15 protein-coding genes, 1 pseudogene and 1 riboswitch are annotated in these 16935 nt (G+C 51.0%); of the genes and pseudogenes, 8 read left to right on the top strand and 8 right to left on the bottom strand.

The window, feature by feature from the left end:
- The first annotated feature begins 24 nt into the window (after positions 1 to 24).
- Complete coding sequence (locus tag Q4563_RS02090) at positions 25 to 861, top strand: CvfB family protein (RefSeq protein WP_303603439.1); 837 nt, start codon at positions 25 to 27, stop codon at positions 859 to 861.
- On the opposite strand, the gene Q4563_RS02095 is transcribed toward Q4563_RS02090, so the two are convergent.
- The gene (locus Q4563_RS02095) at positions 848 to 1438 is read right to left on the bottom strand and encodes a YceI family protein (protein ID WP_303603440.1); all 591 of its coding nucleotides are present in this window, start codon (positions 1436 to 1438) and stop codon (positions 848 to 850) included. The genes Q4563_RS02090 and Q4563_RS02095 overlap by 14 nt on opposite strands.
- 138 nt (positions 1439 to 1576) lie before the next feature.
- Entirely contained in the window at positions 1577 to 2482 is a 906-nt protein-coding gene (locus Q4563_RS02100) for a LysR family transcriptional regulator (RefSeq protein ID WP_215977599.1), read from the bottom strand.
- Positions 2483 to 2586: 104 nt separating this feature from the next.
- Between Q4563_RS02100 and Q4563_RS02105 the strand changes: the two genes are divergently transcribed.
- Both Q4563_RS02105 and Q4563_RS02110 read left to right on the top strand, forming a co-directional pair.
- Positions 2587 to 3447 (top strand): pirin family protein, encoded by an 861-nt coding sequence (locus Q4563_RS02105; RefSeq protein ID WP_303603441.1) that lies wholly within the window; start codon positions 2587 to 2589, stop codon positions 3445 to 3447.
- Positions 3448 to 3606: 159 nt separating this feature from the next.
- Positions 3607 to 4521 carry a pirin family protein gene (locus tag Q4563_RS02110; protein ID WP_303603442.1) on the top strand — a complete coding sequence of 305 codons (915 nt, stop codon included), beginning with the start codon at positions 3607 to 3609 and terminating at the stop codon, positions 4519 to 4521.
- 224 nt (positions 4522 to 4745) lie between these two features.
- Here the strand turns inward: Q4563_RS02110 and Q4563_RS02115 are convergent, their stop codons facing one another.
- From Q4563_RS02115 to Q4563_RS02125, 3 genes are read right to left on the bottom strand one after another with little or no spacing between them, the layout of a single operon-like run.
- Positions 4746 to 5798 (bottom strand): NADP-dependent oxidoreductase, encoded by a 1053-nt coding sequence (locus tag Q4563_RS02115; RefSeq protein WP_303603443.1) that lies wholly within the window; start codon positions 5796 to 5798, stop codon positions 4746 to 4748.
- Between the two features lie 29 nt (positions 5799 to 5827).
- Positions 5828 to 6985, bottom strand: coding sequence for an iron-containing alcohol dehydrogenase (locus Q4563_RS02120; protein ID WP_303603444.1), 1158 nt, complete (start codon positions 6983 to 6985; stop codon positions 5828 to 5830).
- A 16-nt stretch (positions 6986 to 7001) separates the two neighbouring features.
- Positions 7002 to 7700 (bottom strand): type 1 glutamine amidotransferase domain-containing protein, encoded by a 699-nt coding sequence (locus tag Q4563_RS02125; RefSeq protein WP_215977604.1) that lies wholly within the window; start codon positions 7698 to 7700, stop codon positions 7002 to 7004.
- A 147-nt stretch (positions 7701 to 7847) separates the two neighbouring features.
- On the opposite strand from Q4563_RS02125, the pseudogene Q4563_RS02130 reads away from it, so the two are divergent.
- A pseudogene (locus Q4563_RS02130) lies at positions 7848 to 8747 on the top strand (LysR family transcriptional regulator).
- A 143-nt stretch (positions 8748 to 8890) separates the two neighbouring features.
- Here the strand turns inward: Q4563_RS02130 and guaA are convergent.
- Both guaA and guaB read right to left on the bottom strand, forming a co-directional pair.
- The gene (guaA, locus tag Q4563_RS02135) at positions 8891 to 10468 is read right to left on the bottom strand and encodes a glutamine-hydrolyzing GMP synthase (protein WP_215977606.1); all 1578 of its coding nucleotides are present in this window, start codon (positions 10466 to 10468) and stop codon (positions 8891 to 8893) included.
- Between the two features lie 81 nt (positions 10469 to 10549).
- Entirely contained in the window at positions 10550 to 12025 is a 1476-nt protein-coding gene (guaB, locus tag Q4563_RS02140; protein WP_215977607.1) for an IMP dehydrogenase, read from the bottom strand.
- A 170-nt stretch (positions 12026 to 12195) separates the two neighbouring features.
- On the opposite strand from guaB, the gene xseA reads away from it, so the two are divergent.
- The 4 genes from xseA to Q4563_RS02160 all read left to right on the top strand — a co-directional run bounded on the left by xseA (position 12196) and on the right by Q4563_RS02160 (position 15880).
- Positions 12196 to 13563 carry an exodeoxyribonuclease VII large subunit gene (gene xseA, locus Q4563_RS02145; protein ID WP_303603445.1) on the top strand — a complete coding sequence of 456 codons (1368 nt, stop codon included), beginning with the start codon at positions 12196 to 12198 and terminating at the stop codon, positions 13561 to 13563.
- Between the two features lie 14 nt (positions 13564 to 13577).
- A riboswitch (TPP riboswitch) is annotated at positions 13578 to 13696 on the top strand.
- A 45-nt stretch (positions 13697 to 13741) separates the two neighbouring features.
- A complete protein-coding gene (gene thiO, locus Q4563_RS02150) occupies positions 13742 to 14872 on the top strand; it encodes a glycine oxidase ThiO (RefSeq protein ID WP_303603446.1) in 1131 nt (376 codons plus the stop codon).
- Positions 14862 to 15077, top strand: coding sequence for a sulfur carrier protein ThiS (gene thiS, locus Q4563_RS02155; RefSeq protein ID WP_215977610.1), 216 nt, complete (start codon positions 14862 to 14864; stop codon positions 15075 to 15077). The genes thiO and thiS overlap by 11 nt, the downstream gene beginning before the upstream one ends.
- Complete coding sequence (locus tag Q4563_RS02160) at positions 15077 to 15880, top strand: thiazole synthase (RefSeq protein ID WP_215977611.1); 804 nt, start codon at positions 15077 to 15079, stop codon at positions 15878 to 15880. Before thiS ends, Q4563_RS02160 begins: the two co-directional genes overlap by 1 nt.
- A 141-nt stretch (positions 15881 to 16021) precedes the next feature.
- On the opposite strand, the gene Q4563_RS02165 is transcribed toward Q4563_RS02160, so the two are convergent.
- The gene (locus Q4563_RS02165) at positions 16022 to 16924 is read right to left on the bottom strand and encodes an AEC family transporter (protein ID WP_215977612.1); all 903 of its coding nucleotides are present in this window, start codon (positions 16922 to 16924) and stop codon (positions 16022 to 16024) included.
- Between the last annotated feature and the right edge of the window lie 11 nt (positions 16925 to 16935).

Consider the following 16935-nt stretch of genomic DNA (forward strand, 5'->3'; position numbering starts at 1 on the left):
CAGCTGCTAACAACGGTATACCCCATGGCACAAATCGGACAATACAATCAGCTACCCATCGTAAAATTCGTTGATTTCGGAGCTTATCTGGATGCCGGCGAACTGGGACAAATTTTATTGCCTAAACGCTACGTCACCGAAGCCATGGCGCTGGGCCAGAGTGTCGATGTATTTATCCACCTAGACAGCCAAGATATTTTAGTGGCGACCACGTTAAAACCCGTGGTCACCGTCGGCCAAACAGCTCTATTGCGAGTGGTTGATATAAACGATGCAGGGGCCTTTTTGGACTGGGGTCTGCCCAAACACTTACTAGTGCCCTACAACGAACAGCACAAACGTTTTGAAGTGGATCGTTCCTACGTAGTCACACTCTACCTCGACCCCTACTCAGATCGAATTGTGGGCTCCTCGAAACTGAATCGCCACTTAATAGAAAGCACGCAAGACTTAGACGTCGGCCAACCGGTAGAGCTGCTGATTTGTGGCCGGAGTGATATGGGTTTTAAAGCGGTGATTAATGATCGCTATCTCGGACTTGTATTTCGTGACGACGCTTTTAAACCGTTACACTACGGTGAGAAAACCAAAGGCTATATTAAAGCTATTCGCCAAGACGGAAAAATCGACCTTAGCCTGCAACCACCGGGGGATAAAGGTCGCGACCGATTGCAGCAAAAAATTCTCGACCACTTAAACAGTCACGACGGCCAATCACCGCTAGGAGATCGCGCCAACCCCGACGATATCTATAAAACTTTTAACGTCAGTAAAGGCGCCTACAAAAAAGCACTGGGGGCATTGTATAAGCAGCGCTTAATTACTATTGGCCCGGAAGGCATCAAACTTACTGGCGAATAAATTCGGCATAAACCTCGATGGTGACCTCATCCCCCACCGCAGGAATAAACCGATCCATACCAAAGTCTGAACGCAGGAACACTAACTGCGCCTCAAAGCCGAGGGTGTAATCACCCGTTAACCGATTCGTAGTGGCGCCATTGATATTAACGATTAAGACACTGGGCTGAGTCACCCCGCGAAAGGCCAGATCACCATTAAACTTCAGTTGTTGACCGTCCACCTCGGCGCGACCGCGAGACTCAAACCGCGCGCTTGGATAATCTTCCACGCACAACCAATCGCACCCCATTAAGGTATCGGCGAAGTCGGGGCGATTAATATCCAGTGACCCCATCTCGACATCAGCCACAATGGCACTGGCAGCGGGGTCAGACTCATTAAAATCTAACGCCGCCCGGCTTTGGTTAAAGCGCCCAACAAAAGACGAAACACCTAAGTGATTCACTTTAAACAATACCCGGGTATGGTTTGGGTCAAGCTGGTATTCACCCGCCTTTAAAGTATCGAGTTCTGTGTAGACCTTACCCGACAACAACTGACCGCAAGCGGCCAAAAGCGCGCTTGCGAGCAGCAAAACCAAGCCCCCTATTTGTCGCCGCGCTGAAGCAGGCCCACAACAGCAATCGACAATTTTTTTATTCAGTATCCTCACTTGGTCACTCCTTTTATGCTGATTAATGTGCAAAGAACATCAATACAAGAAAAATCTGCGCTACTGTTCATCAAAGCTTGAATAACGATCTGCCAAAAAATCTATCAAGGTCCGTACCGATGGCAGCAAGCCGCGGCGAGAAGGAAACACCACATGAATAACTTCCCGTGGAGCACGCCAGCCGTCGAGCAGTTTAATCAAGCTACCCTCATTAATTTGCTGCGTGACCATCAAGGTCGGCAGTTGCACCACGCCGACACCGGCTAAAGCAGCATTGCGAAGCGCGAGCATATCGGTCGTGACAAATCTCGGCTTAAACGGCACCTCAATCATCTGACTGTTCGGCGAGTGCCAGCGCCAGACAAACGAGTATTGAGGCTGGCCCAGCCCCAAACTTGGCCACGCAGACAGGTCCGTTAAGTGGCTCGGTTGGCCGTGGCTTGCGACCAACCCCGGACTCGCCACCAAGCTCAAACTGCGCTCAGACAGCACCCGCATCACAAGGTCACTGTCTTCAATCGGCGGCGGTCGCACGCGTATTGCGACATCGACTCCCTCGGCAATCAAGTCCACCCGCCGGTTAGAAGCCTCAAGTTGAATATTTACCTGCGGATACTGCCGCATAAAATCGGCCAACATACAGCCAACATGGGCGTGCAATAGCGCGATCGGGCACGTCAGGCGAATAGTCCCTCTGGGTTCGGATTTTAACGAGTCAATCACCTCCTGCGCCGATTCCGCCTCCACCAACATCGCCTTGCAGTGCTGGATGTAGGTCTGCCCTACCTCGGTTAATTGAAAGCTGCGAGTGGAGCGGTAGATCAATTTGGTGTCTAACCGCTCCTCCAGCGCTGCTATACGGCGGCTCAGCTTAGATTTAGGAATGCACAACGCCCGGCTCGCCGGTGCAAAACCACCATATTCCACCGCTTTAACAAAATAATAGAGGTCATTCAGGTCTTGCATACCTATCGTTCCATTTATGCAACAGTGAGACTCATTTTAGCAGTCTAGCGCATTACTGCTCTCTCTATATCATTAATAGCCATAAACGACGACAGGAGAATCCTATGAAATCAATCGCCAGTATTATTAAAGCCCCTAGCAGCCACTGGGTAGGCAATGGTTTTCCGGTGCGCTCGCTGTTTTCTTATCACAATCAAGGCAGCCAGATGAGTCCTTTTCTGCTGCTGGATTACGCCGGTCCGATGCTGTTTCCGGCCGACGGTCAAAAGCGTGGCGTGGGCGAGCACCCACACCGAGGTTTTGAAACGGTGACCATCGTTTATCAAGGTGAAGTGGAGCATCGCGACTCTACCGGCCAAGGCGGTATTATTGGCCCCGGTGACGTACAGTGGATGACCGCAGGTGCTGGCATCCTGCATGAAGAATTCCACTCCAGATCATTTAGCCAGAACGGCGGCAACCTGCAGATGGTGCAACTTTGGGTCAATTTACCTCAAAAACACAAAATGACCCAACCGGGCTATCAGAGCATTACCAAGGCGGATATCCCAACCGTCGAGCTGGCGAACAATGCGGGCCAACTTCGCCCCATCGCCGGTCAGTTTGAAGGGCATCAAGGCCCTGCCGATACCTTCAGCCAGATGCAGGTGTGGGACTTACAACTGAATGCGGGAGGGAAAGCGCTGCTCGACTTACCCGATGGCTGGACCACGGCTGTGGTGATTCTGCAGGGCGAAGTGAGCGTCAATGGCTCCGAACCACTCAGCGAGGGAAGCCTGGTGTCACTCGAGCGCAAAGAGACCGAGGTCACTCTACATGCCTCGCAAAACAGCTTGGTACTGCTGCTGAGCGGCGAGCCCATTAATGAGCCTATCGTGGGGCACGGCCCTTTTGTGATGAATACCAAGCAAGAAATCTTGCAGGCGTTTGACGACTTACAGCGCGGTCAATTTGGGAGCCTTTAGTGCAGGTTGACGACATCAACCTCGGCGGCTTTGCAGTAACTTTCTTTGCCTGTGAAGCAGCCTAAATAGAGCATACTTAACCGGATCAATAAAGGCTAAGGCAGAACCTAACGGGCATCTAACACTAAAGGGGTGCCCTTTTTTTAACAGGAGTTAATTATGAGTAACCTCGCATCCGAACTGGTACAAGATTGCAGCGTTATCAGCGGCTGCAGCGCGTTAAAACTGGTGCTTAAACCCAAAGACAAAGATCTGGGTGGGTTTTGCGTGCGCCGCACCCTACCTACCACGGAGTGCCGCAGTGTTGGCCCGTGGGTATTTTTCGATCATATGGGGCCCGCTCATTTTAAAAAAGACCAGGGAATCGATGTTCGGCCGCACCCTCATATCGGTTTGGCTACGGTCACCTATCTCTTTACCGGTGAAATGCTACATCGTGATTCGCTGGGTACCGAGGCGCGGGTATTACCCGGTGACATTAACTTGATGGTGGCAGGTCGCGGCATTGTGCACTCAGAGCGCCAGCGAGCAGAAATTAAAGCCGGGCCTCAGGATATCCACGGCCTGCAGCTTTGGCTCGCCCTGCCCACGGAGCTAGAGCAGAGCGAACCGGGGTTCTTCCACTACGATCAATTAGACATTCCCACCGTAAAGCAGAACGGCGTACCGGTGCGGGTTATGATGGGCAGCGCCTACGGCGTCACCTCGCCGGTAAAGACCCTCTCGGAAACCTTGTACATTGAGGCGCGTCTAAAAACCGGCCAAAGCCTTGAACTGCCCGCCGCAGATGAGAAAGCCTTGTATGTGGTCGAAGGCGAGCTGACTCTTAAAGACACGACATTAGAAGAGCATAGCATGGCGATATTCGACGCTGAGGCGGGCACCACCGTGACGGCTAATCGCGATACCACCCTCGTGGTTGTGGGCGGCGCATCGGTTGGCAAACGCTACATGGAGTGGAACTTTGTTGCCAGTGACAAAGCACTGATAGAACAAGCAAAATTAGACTGGCAGGCTGGAAGCTTCCCCAAAGTGCCAGGTGACGAAGAGCAGTTTATTCCACTGCCGGAATAACTAAAAACAACTAAGCCGGGCTTTGGCAAATTACAAAGCCCGGCTGTTTATCAGCGACAACCGTATAGTCCGCATTTTCCCTACCAGCGCTCCACCACTTCCGTGCGATGGCAATAGTAAGCCAAACGCTAAAATGGCAAACATACTCAGTGGCAAGCATTATTACGTGAATTAGCGTAATAATGTTTCAATGCCAAGGCTGGTAAGATATTCCTGAGGAAGTGTTAAAGCTGATCAGGACCAACACGTACAACTAACTTGCCGAAATTTTTGCCTTCCAGCAGACCGATAAACGACTCAACAGCACTGGCCAAACCATCAACCAAATGCTCACGGTAGCTTATTTTTCCTTCCTGTAGCCATTGCGTCATTGCTTGACTAAACTCGTCGTAACGATGGCCGTAATCGTCAAACACAATAAACCCTTGCATCTTGATACGCTTAATCAGCAAGGACCCCATTAGCATTGATAGGCGGTCTGGCCCTTCAGGCAAACTGGTCGCGTTGTATTGCGAAATAAGACCGCACAAAGGTACGCGAGCGCTTGTGTTCAGCAATGGCAATACAGCGTCAAACACCTTGCCGCCAACATTTTCAAAGCAGACATCGATACCCGCGTCACAGGCTTTCGCTAATTGCTCGGCAAAATCCGGGGATTTATGGTCAACACAAGCATCAAACCCTAAATCTTCTACAGCAGACCGACACTTGTTGGCGCCACCGGCAATACCAACGACCTTACAACCATAGATTTTTGCAATTTGCCCCACCAGGCTGCCAACGGCTCCGGTCGCTGCCGCCACCACAATGGTTTCACCGGCCTTAGGTTGGCCGATGTCCAGTAGGCCCATATACGCGGTTAAACCTGGCATTCCCATAACACCTAAAGCGTAAGAAGGCTGACTAGGTTCAGCCCCCAACTTTAGCAGCCCAGTGCCATCGGAAATGGCATAATCCTGCCACCCCGAGTAGGAAAGCACCCACTCTCCCACTGCAAAATCCGGGTGGTTGGAGGCCTCAACACGACATGCCGTCCCCCCCACCATAACATCACCAATGGCTACAGGCGCAGCGTATGATTTAGCATCATTCATGCGACCCCGCATATAAGGATCTAAAGAAAGGTAGACTACACGCAATAGAAGCTCACCGTCTTTTGGCGTAGGCTTATCGATCGTAACCAAATTAAAATCACTTAACGTTGGCGCGCCTTGCGGGCGACCGGCTAGCTGCCACTGGCGATTAGCTTCGATGTTTTGTTCACTGGAAACGTTCATATCTTTACTCCTACTTTCAGCGGGTCAAACTAAACCGCAGTCTGTAAAATTTTGCGACTAACCTCGGGGGTAATGTCGCCGTGCTCACCCAGCTTAAGCATGCCATGCTGGATTAACTTCTCAATTAAGCCGTCGATATCGGCCTCACCTAAATCAACATCAAACAGACGAGTTGGCATTTGCATCGACTTAAAAAACTCCTCAGTCAATTCAATCGCCCGTTGTATACGCACATCGTCGTTTCCGTCTGTTAGATTCCAAACACGCTCGGCGTACTGCAATAGTTTCTCGTGCTTAGCTTTACTGCACACCTTCATGACCGCTGGCAACACTATCGACAATGTGCGGGCGTGATCAATGCCATACGAGCCCGTCAACTCATGACCAATCATATGAGTCGACCAATCTTGTGGCACACCAGCGCCAATTAGGCCATTCAACGCCATGGTTGCCGCCCACATAATATTACTGCGAACATTCAAATCCGCTTTTGTGTCAGCGGCCAATGCTTTGGGTCCCTCTTCGATCAGGGTAAGCAATAATCCTTCAGCAAAACGATCTTGCACTTTGCCATCGACGCTATACGTTAAGTATTGCTCCATCGTATGAACAAAAGCATCGACGACACCATTGCTGATTTGACGATCAGACAGCGACAAAGTAACCGAAGGGTCAAGCACGGCAAACACCGGTTGAACGTAAGGGCTCATAAACGGCAGTTTATTGCCATCGCGAGTCACGACAGCGCCAGAATTTGACTCCGAACCCGTAGCCGGCAATGTTAATACACACGCCAGTGGCAAGGCCTGCTTAATAGGCTCTCCTTTAGCGATAAAATCCCAAGGGTCGTCTCCTTCGAACAGTGCCGCCGCCGCAATAAACTTAGTACCATCGACAACAGATCCCCCGCCAACGGCCAAGAGAAAATCAATATCATGCTCTTGAATTAAGTCCTTGGCTTTAATCAGTGTTTCATATTGTGGATTGGGCTCGATGCCGGAAAACTCAAACCAAACATGCTCATTCAACGCTTCAACCACTTGGTCATAAACGCCATTCATCTTGATCGAGCCACCACCATAGGTGACCAACACCTTGGCGGTTTTTGGTATTGCCTGGCGCAGAGCTTGTATTTGCCCCTCACCAAAATGAATTTGGGTGGTATTGTGAAAACTAAAATTTAACATTGCGAGTCTCTCCAATCTAAGACGTCAGTGCAGCCAATAACTTTTCTGCAGCGAGTTCTGAACTTTGTGGGTTTTGACCACTGATTAGCAAACCATCTTTAACGGCAAAGGCATGCCAATCGGCCACTTTTTGAAACTCAGCCCCGCGCTTCTTCAGCTCATCCTCTAATAAGAAAGGCACAACGTCCGTAAGTTGCACCGCTGCTTCTTCAGCGTTGGTAAATCCCGTCACCGCTTTGCCTTTAACCGCATACTCGCCGTTAGCATCTTTCACATTCAAAAACACAGCAGGTGCGTGACAGACAGCGGCAACCGGCTTATTCGTCGCCAGAAAATTTTCGATCAAGGCGATGGAGTCACCATTATCAGTTAAATCCCACAAAGGGCCGTGGCCTCCTGGGTAAAACACACCGTCATAATTCTCAGCGTTAACGTCTGCCAGCTTGGTGGTATTTGCCACTAAAGCCTGTGCGTGTTTATCGGCATCGAAGCGACGAGTGGACGTCGTTTGGAAATCTTCCAGCTCACTTTTAGGGTCTACAGGGGGCTGACCACCAGCGGGTGAGGCCAGCGTTACCTGAACACCCGCATCAGCCAGAGCGTAATAAGGTGCCGCAAACTCTTCGATCCAAAAACCCGTCTTTTCACCGCTGTTGCCTAGCTTGTCATGGGAGGTGAGAACCATTAATACTCTTTTAGCGCTTACTTCAGTCATGTTATTGCCCTCTAACCATTGGTTGCTTAAGTCTTGCCTACAGTGTATTCCCTTAAATTAAATTGAAGAATACAAACAAAATTGACAACATTGTTAAATATATTGATACAATTGGTTATGAATGTATCATTCGAGCAACTTAAAAGCATGGTGGTTTTTGCTCAGGTCGTCGAGCAAGGCAACCTCACCGCAGCCGCCAAGCACATTGGCTTATCACGTGCGGTGGTCAGTTATCATATAAAGAAACTGGAATCGCAGATTGGCGTAAAACTACTCAACCGCACGACTCGGGCCATCACATTAACCGAGGCCGGTGGCGAGTATTACAAGTCCTGCCGCATCATTGCAGAACAGGCCGAACGTGCCAATCAACAAATGGAGAACCTCAAAAATGAGCCTGAGGGTTTATTAAAGATCACCTGCCCGGTTAACGCCGGGCTGCAGATGTTCGTGCCAGCGCTCAATGAGTTTCATCGCCTGTACCCTAAAATTGAGCTGGATGTCATGCTAACGGATGAGGTGGTGAACATCGTCAAAGAAGGGATCGACTTAGCGATACGTGGCGCGCCATTAGTCGATTCAGGACTGCAAGCGAGCAAGTTGTCGACGCTGCCTACCTGCCTGTGTGGCGCGCCCTCCTATTTTAAAAAACACGGCCGGCCGACCACCCCAACGGAATTAGAGCAGCACACCTGAGTTATTTACAAGCTGACGTCTGGCGCTATTGAGCTTAGCAAGGGTAGTCGCTCATACAGTGTTGCCGTAAAAGGCGAGATTAGCACAAATAATGCTGCGGCCCGCACCGCCTTTGTCGAAGGTGGCCATGGCTTAGGGCGAATTCCACTTTACGATGCCCGACCTAAAATTCAAGCGGGGCTCTTAGAGTCTGTGCTGGATGATTATCAGCTCGATAATATTGATATCTATGGGGTTTTTCCGCCAGGAAGTGCCGATTCAAAAAAGCTCAGACTCTTAATTGATTTCCTTAAAGATTACTTTGTTAAGATTGACCGGCAAGCCATGCACAATAAGCCTTTAATCCAATAAGCTGCAGGCGGCAACTTAACCGGAACCGTTCGTAGCGTGTGGCACAAGGTTATTTTTTGACGGGCATCGAGCTTAAGAGGGCTCAGTGCCCTCTCAAGCTCGGTAGTAATGCGGGGTAAGCGATTATATCGCTCAGTGTGGATTTATTCCCACTCAATGGTCGCAGGCGGCTTACTCGATACATCGTAAGTCACCCGTGAAACGCCAGAGATTTCGTTAATAATACGGTTAGAGGTTTTCTCCAACAACTCGTAAGGCAAGTGTGCCCAGCGAGCGGTCATAAAGTCGACGGTTTCGACGGCACGCAACGCAATCACCCACTCATAACGACGACCATCGCCCACCACCCCTACCGACTTAACCGGCAAGAACACCGCAAACGCCTGACTGGTTTTGTGGTACCAATCGGCCGCGTGCAGCTCTTCTAAAAAGATAGCATCGGCCTCGCGTAAAATATCGGCGTACTCTTTTTTCACTTCACCTAAAATTCGCACGCCTAGGCCTGGGCCTGGGAATGGGTGGCGATACACCATGTCATACGGCAGGCCTAACTCTAAGCCAATCGCACGCACTTCATCTTTAAACAGTTCGCGCAAAGGCTCAACTAACTCAAGCGCCATATCGTCGGGCAAACCGCCCACATTGTGGTGCGACTTAATAACATGCGCCTTACCGGTTTTAGCCGCGGCCGACTCAATCACATCGGGATAAATAGTGCCCTGCGCCAACCACTTTACATCTTTAATTTTGGCGGCTTCTTCATCGAAGACTTCGATAAAGCTGTTACCAATAATTTTACGTTTGCGCTCTGGGTCGACCTCCCCCTCCAAGCGCCCTAAAAACAGCGCCTCTTTATCGGCGCGAATAACCTTAACACCCATATTTTTGGCGAACATGTCCATCACTTGGTCGCCTTCGGCTTTGCGCAACAACCCGTTGTCGACAAACACACAGGTGAGCTGATCACCGATAGCTTTGTGCAGCAAAGCCGCCACAACAGAGGAATCAACACCACCCGATAAACCCAGCAACACTTTATCTGTGCCGACTTGCTCGCGAATTTTCACTAAGGCATCTTCGACAATGTTAGCGGGTGTCCAAAGTGCATCGCAACCACAAAGCTTTAAAACAAAATGCTCAAAAATACGCTTGCCTTGCAAGGTATGAGTCACCTCAGGGTGGAACTGCAAACCGTAAAATTCTTTTTCTTCACAGTACATGGCCGCAATTGGGCACGAAGGTGTAGAGGCCATCACCTCAAAACCCTCTGGTACACGAATCACTTTGTCACCATGGCTCATCCACACATCGAGCAGTGCGCTGCCGTCGGCTTCAATATGGTCTTTAATATCGTCCAGCAAGGGACCGGCACTTTCGACCTTGATTTGTGCATAGCCAAACTCTTGGACGTTTGAGCCTTGCACTTGTCCGCCAAGCTGCTCGGCCATGGTCTGCATGCCATAACAAATACCCAACACCGGCACGCCCAGTTCAAACACAACCTTAGGCGCGCGAGGCGAATTGGCAACGGTTACCGATTCTGGGCCGCCAGCAAGGATAATACCGCTAGGGTCAAACTCGCGAATTTCGTCTTCGCTCATATCAAAAGCACGAATGATTGAATAGACCCCTACTTCGCGCACACGTCGCGCAATCAGCTGGGTGTACTGCGAGCCAAAATCGAGAATCAATATACGCTGAGCGTGAATATCCTGAGTCATTAATATTCCGTTGTACCAAGTGATAAAAGAAAAACCCCTGTGCTAGCAGGGGTTGATTTTACGGGTTTAATAAGCGCGACACTAGCGTCCGCTAACCGGGTAGTTAGGGGCTTCTTTCGTAATTTGCACATCGTGTACATGACTTTCCCCCATACCAGCTGAGGTTACGCGCACAAATTCAGGCTTAGTGCGCATCTCGTCGATATGCTGGCTACCAGTGTAGCCCATCGCTGAACGCAAGCCGCCCATCATTTGATGCACGATAGCGCTCAGTGGGCCTTTGTAGGGTACACGCCCTTCAATACCCTCGGGGACTAATTTTTCCGCCCCTTCGCTGGCGTCTTGAAAATAACGATCGGACGAGCCCTGTGTTTGCGCCATGGCGCCTAAGGAACCCATACCACGATAGGCTTTATAAGTACGGCCCTGATAAAGCTCAACTTCACCGGGGGCCTCTTCGGTACCAGCGAACATTGAGCCCATCATCACAGCATTGGCACCGGCGACAATGGCTTTTGCCAAATCACCACTAAAGCGCACTCCACCATCGGCAATAACGGGCACACCTGTGCCCTCCAAAGCCGCAACGACATTTGCAATAGCGGTTACCTGGGGTACGCCCACACCGCTAACAATACGGGTAGTACAAATGGAACCTGGGCCAATACCGACTTTTACCGCATCGGCACCGGCTTCAGCCAGTGCTTTAGCAGCGGCGGCGGTCGCAATATTGCCGCCAATCACCTGCACACCGGGAAATTTAGTCTTAATATCGCGCACCCGATCAATGACATTTTTCGAGTGACCGTGGGCGGTATCAACCACTAATACATCAACACCGGCATCCATCAATGCTTTAACACGCTCATCGGTGTCAGCGCTGGTGCCAACACTGGCGCCTACCAATAAACGACCCTCAGGGTCTTTACTGGCATTGGGGTATTGTTCGGCCTTGTTGATGTCCTTAACGGTAATCATGCCGCACAACTCAAACTTGTCGTTTACCACCAGTACTTTCTCGATACGGTGCTTATGCAACAGGGCGCGAATTTCATCTGGGCTGGCGCCTTCGCGGGTCGTTACAAGTTTGTCTTTCGGGGTCATAATAGACGCGACAGAAGCGTCGAGATTGGACTCAAAACGCACATCACGACCGGTCACTATGCCAACCAAATCGCCGTTTTCCAGCACTGGCACACCGGAAATATTATTGGATTTGGTGAGCGCCAACAATTCACTAATCGAAGCGCTGGCCTCAATGGTGATCGGATCTTTCACCATACCGGCTTCGTATTTTTTCACCGCGCGGACTTGTTGGGCTTGAGCGTCAATAGGCATACTTTTATGGATAATGCCTATCCCGCCTTCCTGTGCAATAGCAATCGCCAGTCGTGCCTCGGTTACGGTATCCATGGCTGCAGAAATCAGAGGGATATTGAGTGCGATATCACGCGTCAATTGTGTCTTTAATGACACATCTTTTGGGGTCACCTCGGAAAATCCGGGAACCAGTAACACATCGTCGAATGTGAGAGCTTCTTCAGCGATTCGCAACATAGCACTCCAACCTTTTTCGCTTGGGAAAAATAAGCGCCGAATTATAGCGCATTGTAGCGGCTAAGGTAAACCCAAAATTACCTCAAAGCAGCTCGCTAACCCCCTGAAATTATTTTACTTTTATGACATTGACGGGCAATTGCCCCGCCCCGCTCTGATACAATGACAAAATGAACAACAGTACTGAATTTAGCGCCAATCAAAGCGGCCAAAACAGACCAGAGATCGTCAGCGTTAGCCAGCTCAATCGGATCAGCCGGCAATTGCTGGAAACTCACCTCCCCTTAGTCTGGGTGGAGGCTGAAATTTCCAATCTGGCGCGACCCAGTTCCGGCCACTGGTATTTCACGCTTAAAGACGAACAGGCACAAGTACGCTGCGCCATGTTCCGCAACCGCAACCAGTCGGTTCGGTTTGCCCCCGAGAACGGCAATCAAGTACTAATTCGCGCCCGCGTTAGCATCTACGAGGGTCGCGGCGATTACCAGCTTATTGCCGAACACATGGAGGAAGCTGGGCTCGGTGCCTTGCAGCGCGCATACGAGGCTCTTAAGGGGCGTCTCGAGCGCGAGGGGTTATTTGCCCCAGAGCACAAACTGCCTCTGCCCGACCAGCCGCAGCATATTGCCGTGATTACCTCACCCACCGGGGCGGCTATTCGCGATATTTTATCCATAGCTAAACGGCGCTACCCAAGCCTACCCATTACGGTTATACCCGTGCCAGTGCAAGGTGAACAAGCGGCGCCGGCAATTATCCAAGCACTACAACTCGCCGAGCGCTGCGGTTGGTTCGACACCATCATTCTCGCCCGCGGCGGTGGTTCCATTGAAGATTTGTGGGCTTTTAATGATGAACGCTTAGCGCGCGCCATTTTCCAGTCGACCACTCCAGTGATAAGCGCCGTTGGCCATGAAATTGATTTTACCATTGCCGACTTTGTGGCCGATCTGCGCGCGCCCACCCCCTCTGCGGCCGCCGAACTCTCTGTACCTAATACACGAGAAATATTACAGCAACTGCGCAGTCGCGAAACTGTACTGGCACAACAGATACTCAACAAGCTAAAGCATGCGCACCAACGACTGGAGGGGCTGAATCAGCGTTTGCGTCATCCCGGCGAAAAACTTCGCCACCAAGCTCAGCAGCTTGACCAGCTCGAAGCCCGCCTCCTGCAAGGCATATCTTTTCCATTAAAACAACAACAAACGCGCCAGCTACAAATTCAGCAGCGCTTAACCCGGGCCACCCCACAACACACTTTGCGGAAGCTGCAACGCGAGCAGACTCAATTAACCGACAGGCTCAAACAAGCGATGTCGATAAAACTTAACACCAGTCATCAAACGCTGCACGAACAAGCTCATGTTCTTAATAGCGTCAGCCCTCTGGCCACACTGGAGCGCGGCTTCTCAGCTCTCACCAACGACTCGGGTCAACTGATCAAGCATCATCAACAGGTGTCGACGGGCGAAACTCTTAACGCTAGATTGGGCAATGGCCGCCTGCGGTGCGAGGTCATTGCAAGCGAGGAGTAATCCCTTTATATTGAGCACACTTGTCGGGGTGCCTCGGCCGCAAATAAGCGGTACGGAGGCTGAGATCGGTACGTCCGAACCCGTTGAACCTGAACAGGCTGGAACCTGCGGAGGAAACAAGTGATGCCAGAGCCGAGCTCGGGCATCCCCTCGTCCAGCCTCGCGTTTTTGAGGCACTATGCATCAATATCCCACGGCCAAACACCCACTCAATATCGCCATAGCCGGTTACGGCTTGCTCGGGCGTTTACTGGCATGGCGGCTGCTTTTATTGGGCCACTCAGTCACGGTCTACGACAAAGGCCGCTCCGGTTCAAACACCAGTGCCGCCTATACAGCAGCGGGTATGCTGGCCCCTATCAGCGAGGCGGCCGCTTCGCATCCAAGTATTTATCGGGCGGGCACCGAGGCAATCAATACCTGGGCTAACTGGTGCCGCGAGCTGGGATTGAGCCATGCCATACAACAACAAGGCAGTTTGATCGTCGCCCACCCGCAAGACCGAGCCGAGTTGACCCAATTTTATCGAGACAGTCAACGAATTGCCGATGAGAACACCAGCATGACATTAACCATGCTCAATCGTCAGCAAGTCAGCGAACTCGAACCCGACCTAAGCAATCAATTAGATCAAGGATTGTGGATCAACCCCGAGGCACATTTAGACAACCGCGCACTTCTGGCCGGTCTCGATCAATGGCTGCAGCGAACCGATGTCACCATCTGGTATGACAGCGAGGTGAGTGTTAGCCCCAAGCAGATAACCGATCTCAATTCAGGACGACACTTTCAACACGACTGGGTCATTGATTGTCGCGGCGCCGGGGCCAGGTTTGATCAGCCAACCCTTCGAGGGGTAAGAGGTGAGACGCTGCACCTTGAAACCCGAGAGGTCACTCTACAGCGGCCGGTGCGTTTGATGCACCCGCGCTACCAGCTGTATATCGTTCCCAAACCCAACCACCGTTTTGTTATAGGGGCAACGCAGTTAGAAAGCGAAGATCTCTCCCCTATTTCACTGCAATCCAATCTGGAACTCTCCAGCGCGGTGTATACACTGGCCCCGGCATTTGCCGAGGCGCGAATTCTTGAGGCCGGTGTTAACTTGCGCCCAGCATACGCCAATAATTTGCCCCACGTGAGCGCAAACGAAGGCCTAATCAGTGCCAACGGTTTATTTCGCCACGGTTATTTATTAGCCCCATTAGTCGTTGCCCAAACCTTATCCATACTGCATGGCCAAAACAACTTGGCGTGCGAACAACTTATTTCACAGCCTCATTCGGAACAAGCAACCCATGAAGTCTAACGACATTAGTATTGCCATCAACGCCTCGCCTGTCACATTAAAGGCACCCGCGAGTCTGAGCGATGCCTTACAGCAATGGCAAAGTGAGCCAAGCCGGGTGGCTTGCGCGCTCAACGGTGAATTCGTGCCTCGCTCGGCTTACCCCAGCACCCGCTTAAGCGAGGGTGATCAAGTTGAAATTGTGCAACCGGTAGGAGGTGGCTGATGAGCAACCAGACACTGACAGACCCGTTAACACTCTACGGTAAAACTTTTAACAGTCGCTTTTTACTCGGCACCGCACTCTACGAATCGCCAGAAATAATGCTTGATTCGGTTGCAACATCGCAAACTGAAATTTTGACACTGGGCCTGCGTCGTCAAAACCCAGCACAAGGCGATGGCGAACGTTTTTGGCAGATGATTCAATCGACTGGCTGTACTTTATTGCCCAACACCGCAGGCTGTAAATCCGCCAAAGAGGCCATCAATCTAGCCCTTATGTCACGGGAGTTATTTGCCACCAACTGGGTCAAACTCGAAGTAATCGGTGACGATTACAATTTACAACCCGACCCCTTTCAATTGTTAGAAGCGGCACAGGAATTAATCGCACAAGATTTTTGTGTCCTGCCCTATTGCACGGATGATTTAATTTTATGTCAGCGCTTGCGCGAAGCAGGCTGCCAAGTATTGATGCCCTGGGGAGCACCGATTGGCACTGGCCGCGGCCTGCTTAATCGCTATGCATTAAAAGCTTTGCGCCAGCGATTTGACTGCCCACTGATTATTGATGCCGGGTTAGGTGCGCCCTCACAAGCCTGTGATGCCATGGAGCTGGGCTTTGATGGAGTGCTGCTCAATACCGCCGTGGCCAAAGCGCAAGACCCAGCATTAATGGCGGCCAGTTTTCGCAGTGCCATTAGCGCTGGGCGCGATGCCTATCGAGCGGGATTGATGCAAAAACGCCAGACGGCCCATCCCAGCACACCCACCATTGGCCAACCCTTTTGGCATCAAAACAGCTAAGGGGCTTTTCATCAGGTTTCTGTGCGTTCAGGGGTACCCGCTAAACGGCAGGCTCTGGTTTTAGTCTTTCGCAACTCGGCAGAATTCTCTACCGGTGAAATTTCTTACAGCCAAAGCCGCAAAGACAACACTAGAGGTTTTTTACACCAAGAGCCAGCGCCAAAACAATAAACTGGGTATAGCAAACAATAAGCTATACCCCATTAGGGAGGCTGCAAGTTTTGGGGCTAATTGGTAGCGCATAGCCAACACGCCGGCAGAGATCATCGCCGGCATCCCCGCCTCCAACACCACCACTAGCTGAACGAGTCCATCCTCCCCCAACACCCAGGTGGCTCCGAGTGCCAGTAACGGCTTGAAGATTAACAGTGCTATTAAGGCGCCGATAAATACTTTTAGGTCGCTCGCGGCTAACTTCAAATGCCAAGAAATACCCACTGCCACCATAACTACGGGCACTAAGCTCCAAGCCAAATACGCGAGAGACGTCTGCAGCCATGGTGGATAAGACCAACCGCTCAAGGCGATTGCCAAGGCCACCCATAAACAAATAAAAGGAGGAAACCGAACAATGCGACCGAGAATCAAGGAAAGCGAACTATGGCCACCACTAAACCCCACAGCAATCGCAATACCATAAGTGTTAAGCGCTAAGAAAGTGCCAAATTGATCGTACAATATGGCGTAGCCTATACCCTCTTTACCTACCAATGCATCAATAAGGGGAATCCCAACAAAACCCGTATTCCCCAGTGGCAGTATTAGTAGCAAGCAACCTAAAATTGGTTTTGGCCAACGCAAAGCAACGCCCAGTATTAATACCGCCAGCGAAGTCACCAACATCACTAACCAAGCCACAAGCACCGGCAAGATAAGCGTACTATCGAAGGTTAAGCGTGGCGTTTCCAACAAGATTAATGCCGGCAATGCAATATAAATAACAAAAGCATTGAGACGGGACGCCGTGAGCTCCCCCGCACAACGGGTAAATTGCAGCGCTAGGCCCACCCCTAAGGTAAGGCCAATTAAGAGAAAAGGATTCACTCTTTTTTACG

The sequence above is a fragment of the Gilvimarinus sp. 1_MG-2023 genome (assembly GCF_030548285.1).

Bases quoted from the DNA above. Each gene is read 5' to 3' on its own strand.
- Q4563_RS02110 (WP_303603442.1), top strand. From the start codon at position 3,607: ATGAGTAACCTCGCATCCGAACTGGTACAAGATTGCAGCGTTATCAGC.
- Q4563_RS02115 (WP_303603443.1), bottom strand. From the start codon at position 5,798: ATGAACGTTTCCAGTGAACAAAACATCGAAGCTAATCGCCAGTGGCAG.
- thiO (WP_303603446.1), top strand. From the start codon at position 13,742: ATGCATCAATATCCCACGGCCAAACACCCACTCAATATCGCCATAGCC.
- xseA (WP_303603445.1), top strand. From the start codon at position 12,196: ATGAACAACAGTACTGAATTTAGCGCCAATCAAAGCGGCCAAAACAGA.
- Q4563_RS02090 (WP_303603439.1), top strand. From the start codon at position 25: ATGGCACAAATCGGACAATACAATCAGCTACCCATCGTAAAATTCGTT.
- Q4563_RS02100 (WP_215977599.1), bottom strand. From the start codon at position 2,482: ATGCAAGACCTGAATGACCTCTATTATTTTGTTAAAGCGGTGGAATAT.
- Q4563_RS02160 (WP_215977611.1), top strand. From the start codon at position 15,077: ATGAGCAACCAGACACTGACAGACCCGTTAACACTCTACGGTAAAACT.
- guaB (WP_215977607.1), bottom strand. From the start codon at position 12,025: ATGTTGCGAATCGCTGAAGAAGCTCTCACATTCGACGATGTGTTACTG.
- Q4563_RS02125 (WP_215977604.1), bottom strand. From the start codon at position 7,700: ATGACTGAAGTAAGCGCTAAAAGAGTATTAATGGTTCTCACCTCCCAT.
- thiS (WP_215977610.1), top strand. From the start codon at position 14,862: ATGAAGTCTAACGACATTAGTATTGCCATCAACGCCTCGCCTGTCACA.
- guaA (WP_215977606.1), bottom strand. From the start codon at position 10,468: ATGACTCAGGATATTCACGCTCAGCGTATATTGATTCTCGATTTTGGC.
- Q4563_RS02120 (WP_303603444.1), bottom strand. From the start codon at position 6,985: ATGTTAAATTTTAGTTTTCACAATACCACCCAAATTCATTTTGGTGAG.
- Q4563_RS02105 (WP_303603441.1), top strand. From the start codon at position 2,587: ATGAAATCAATCGCCAGTATTATTAAAGCCCCTAGCAGCCACTGGGTA.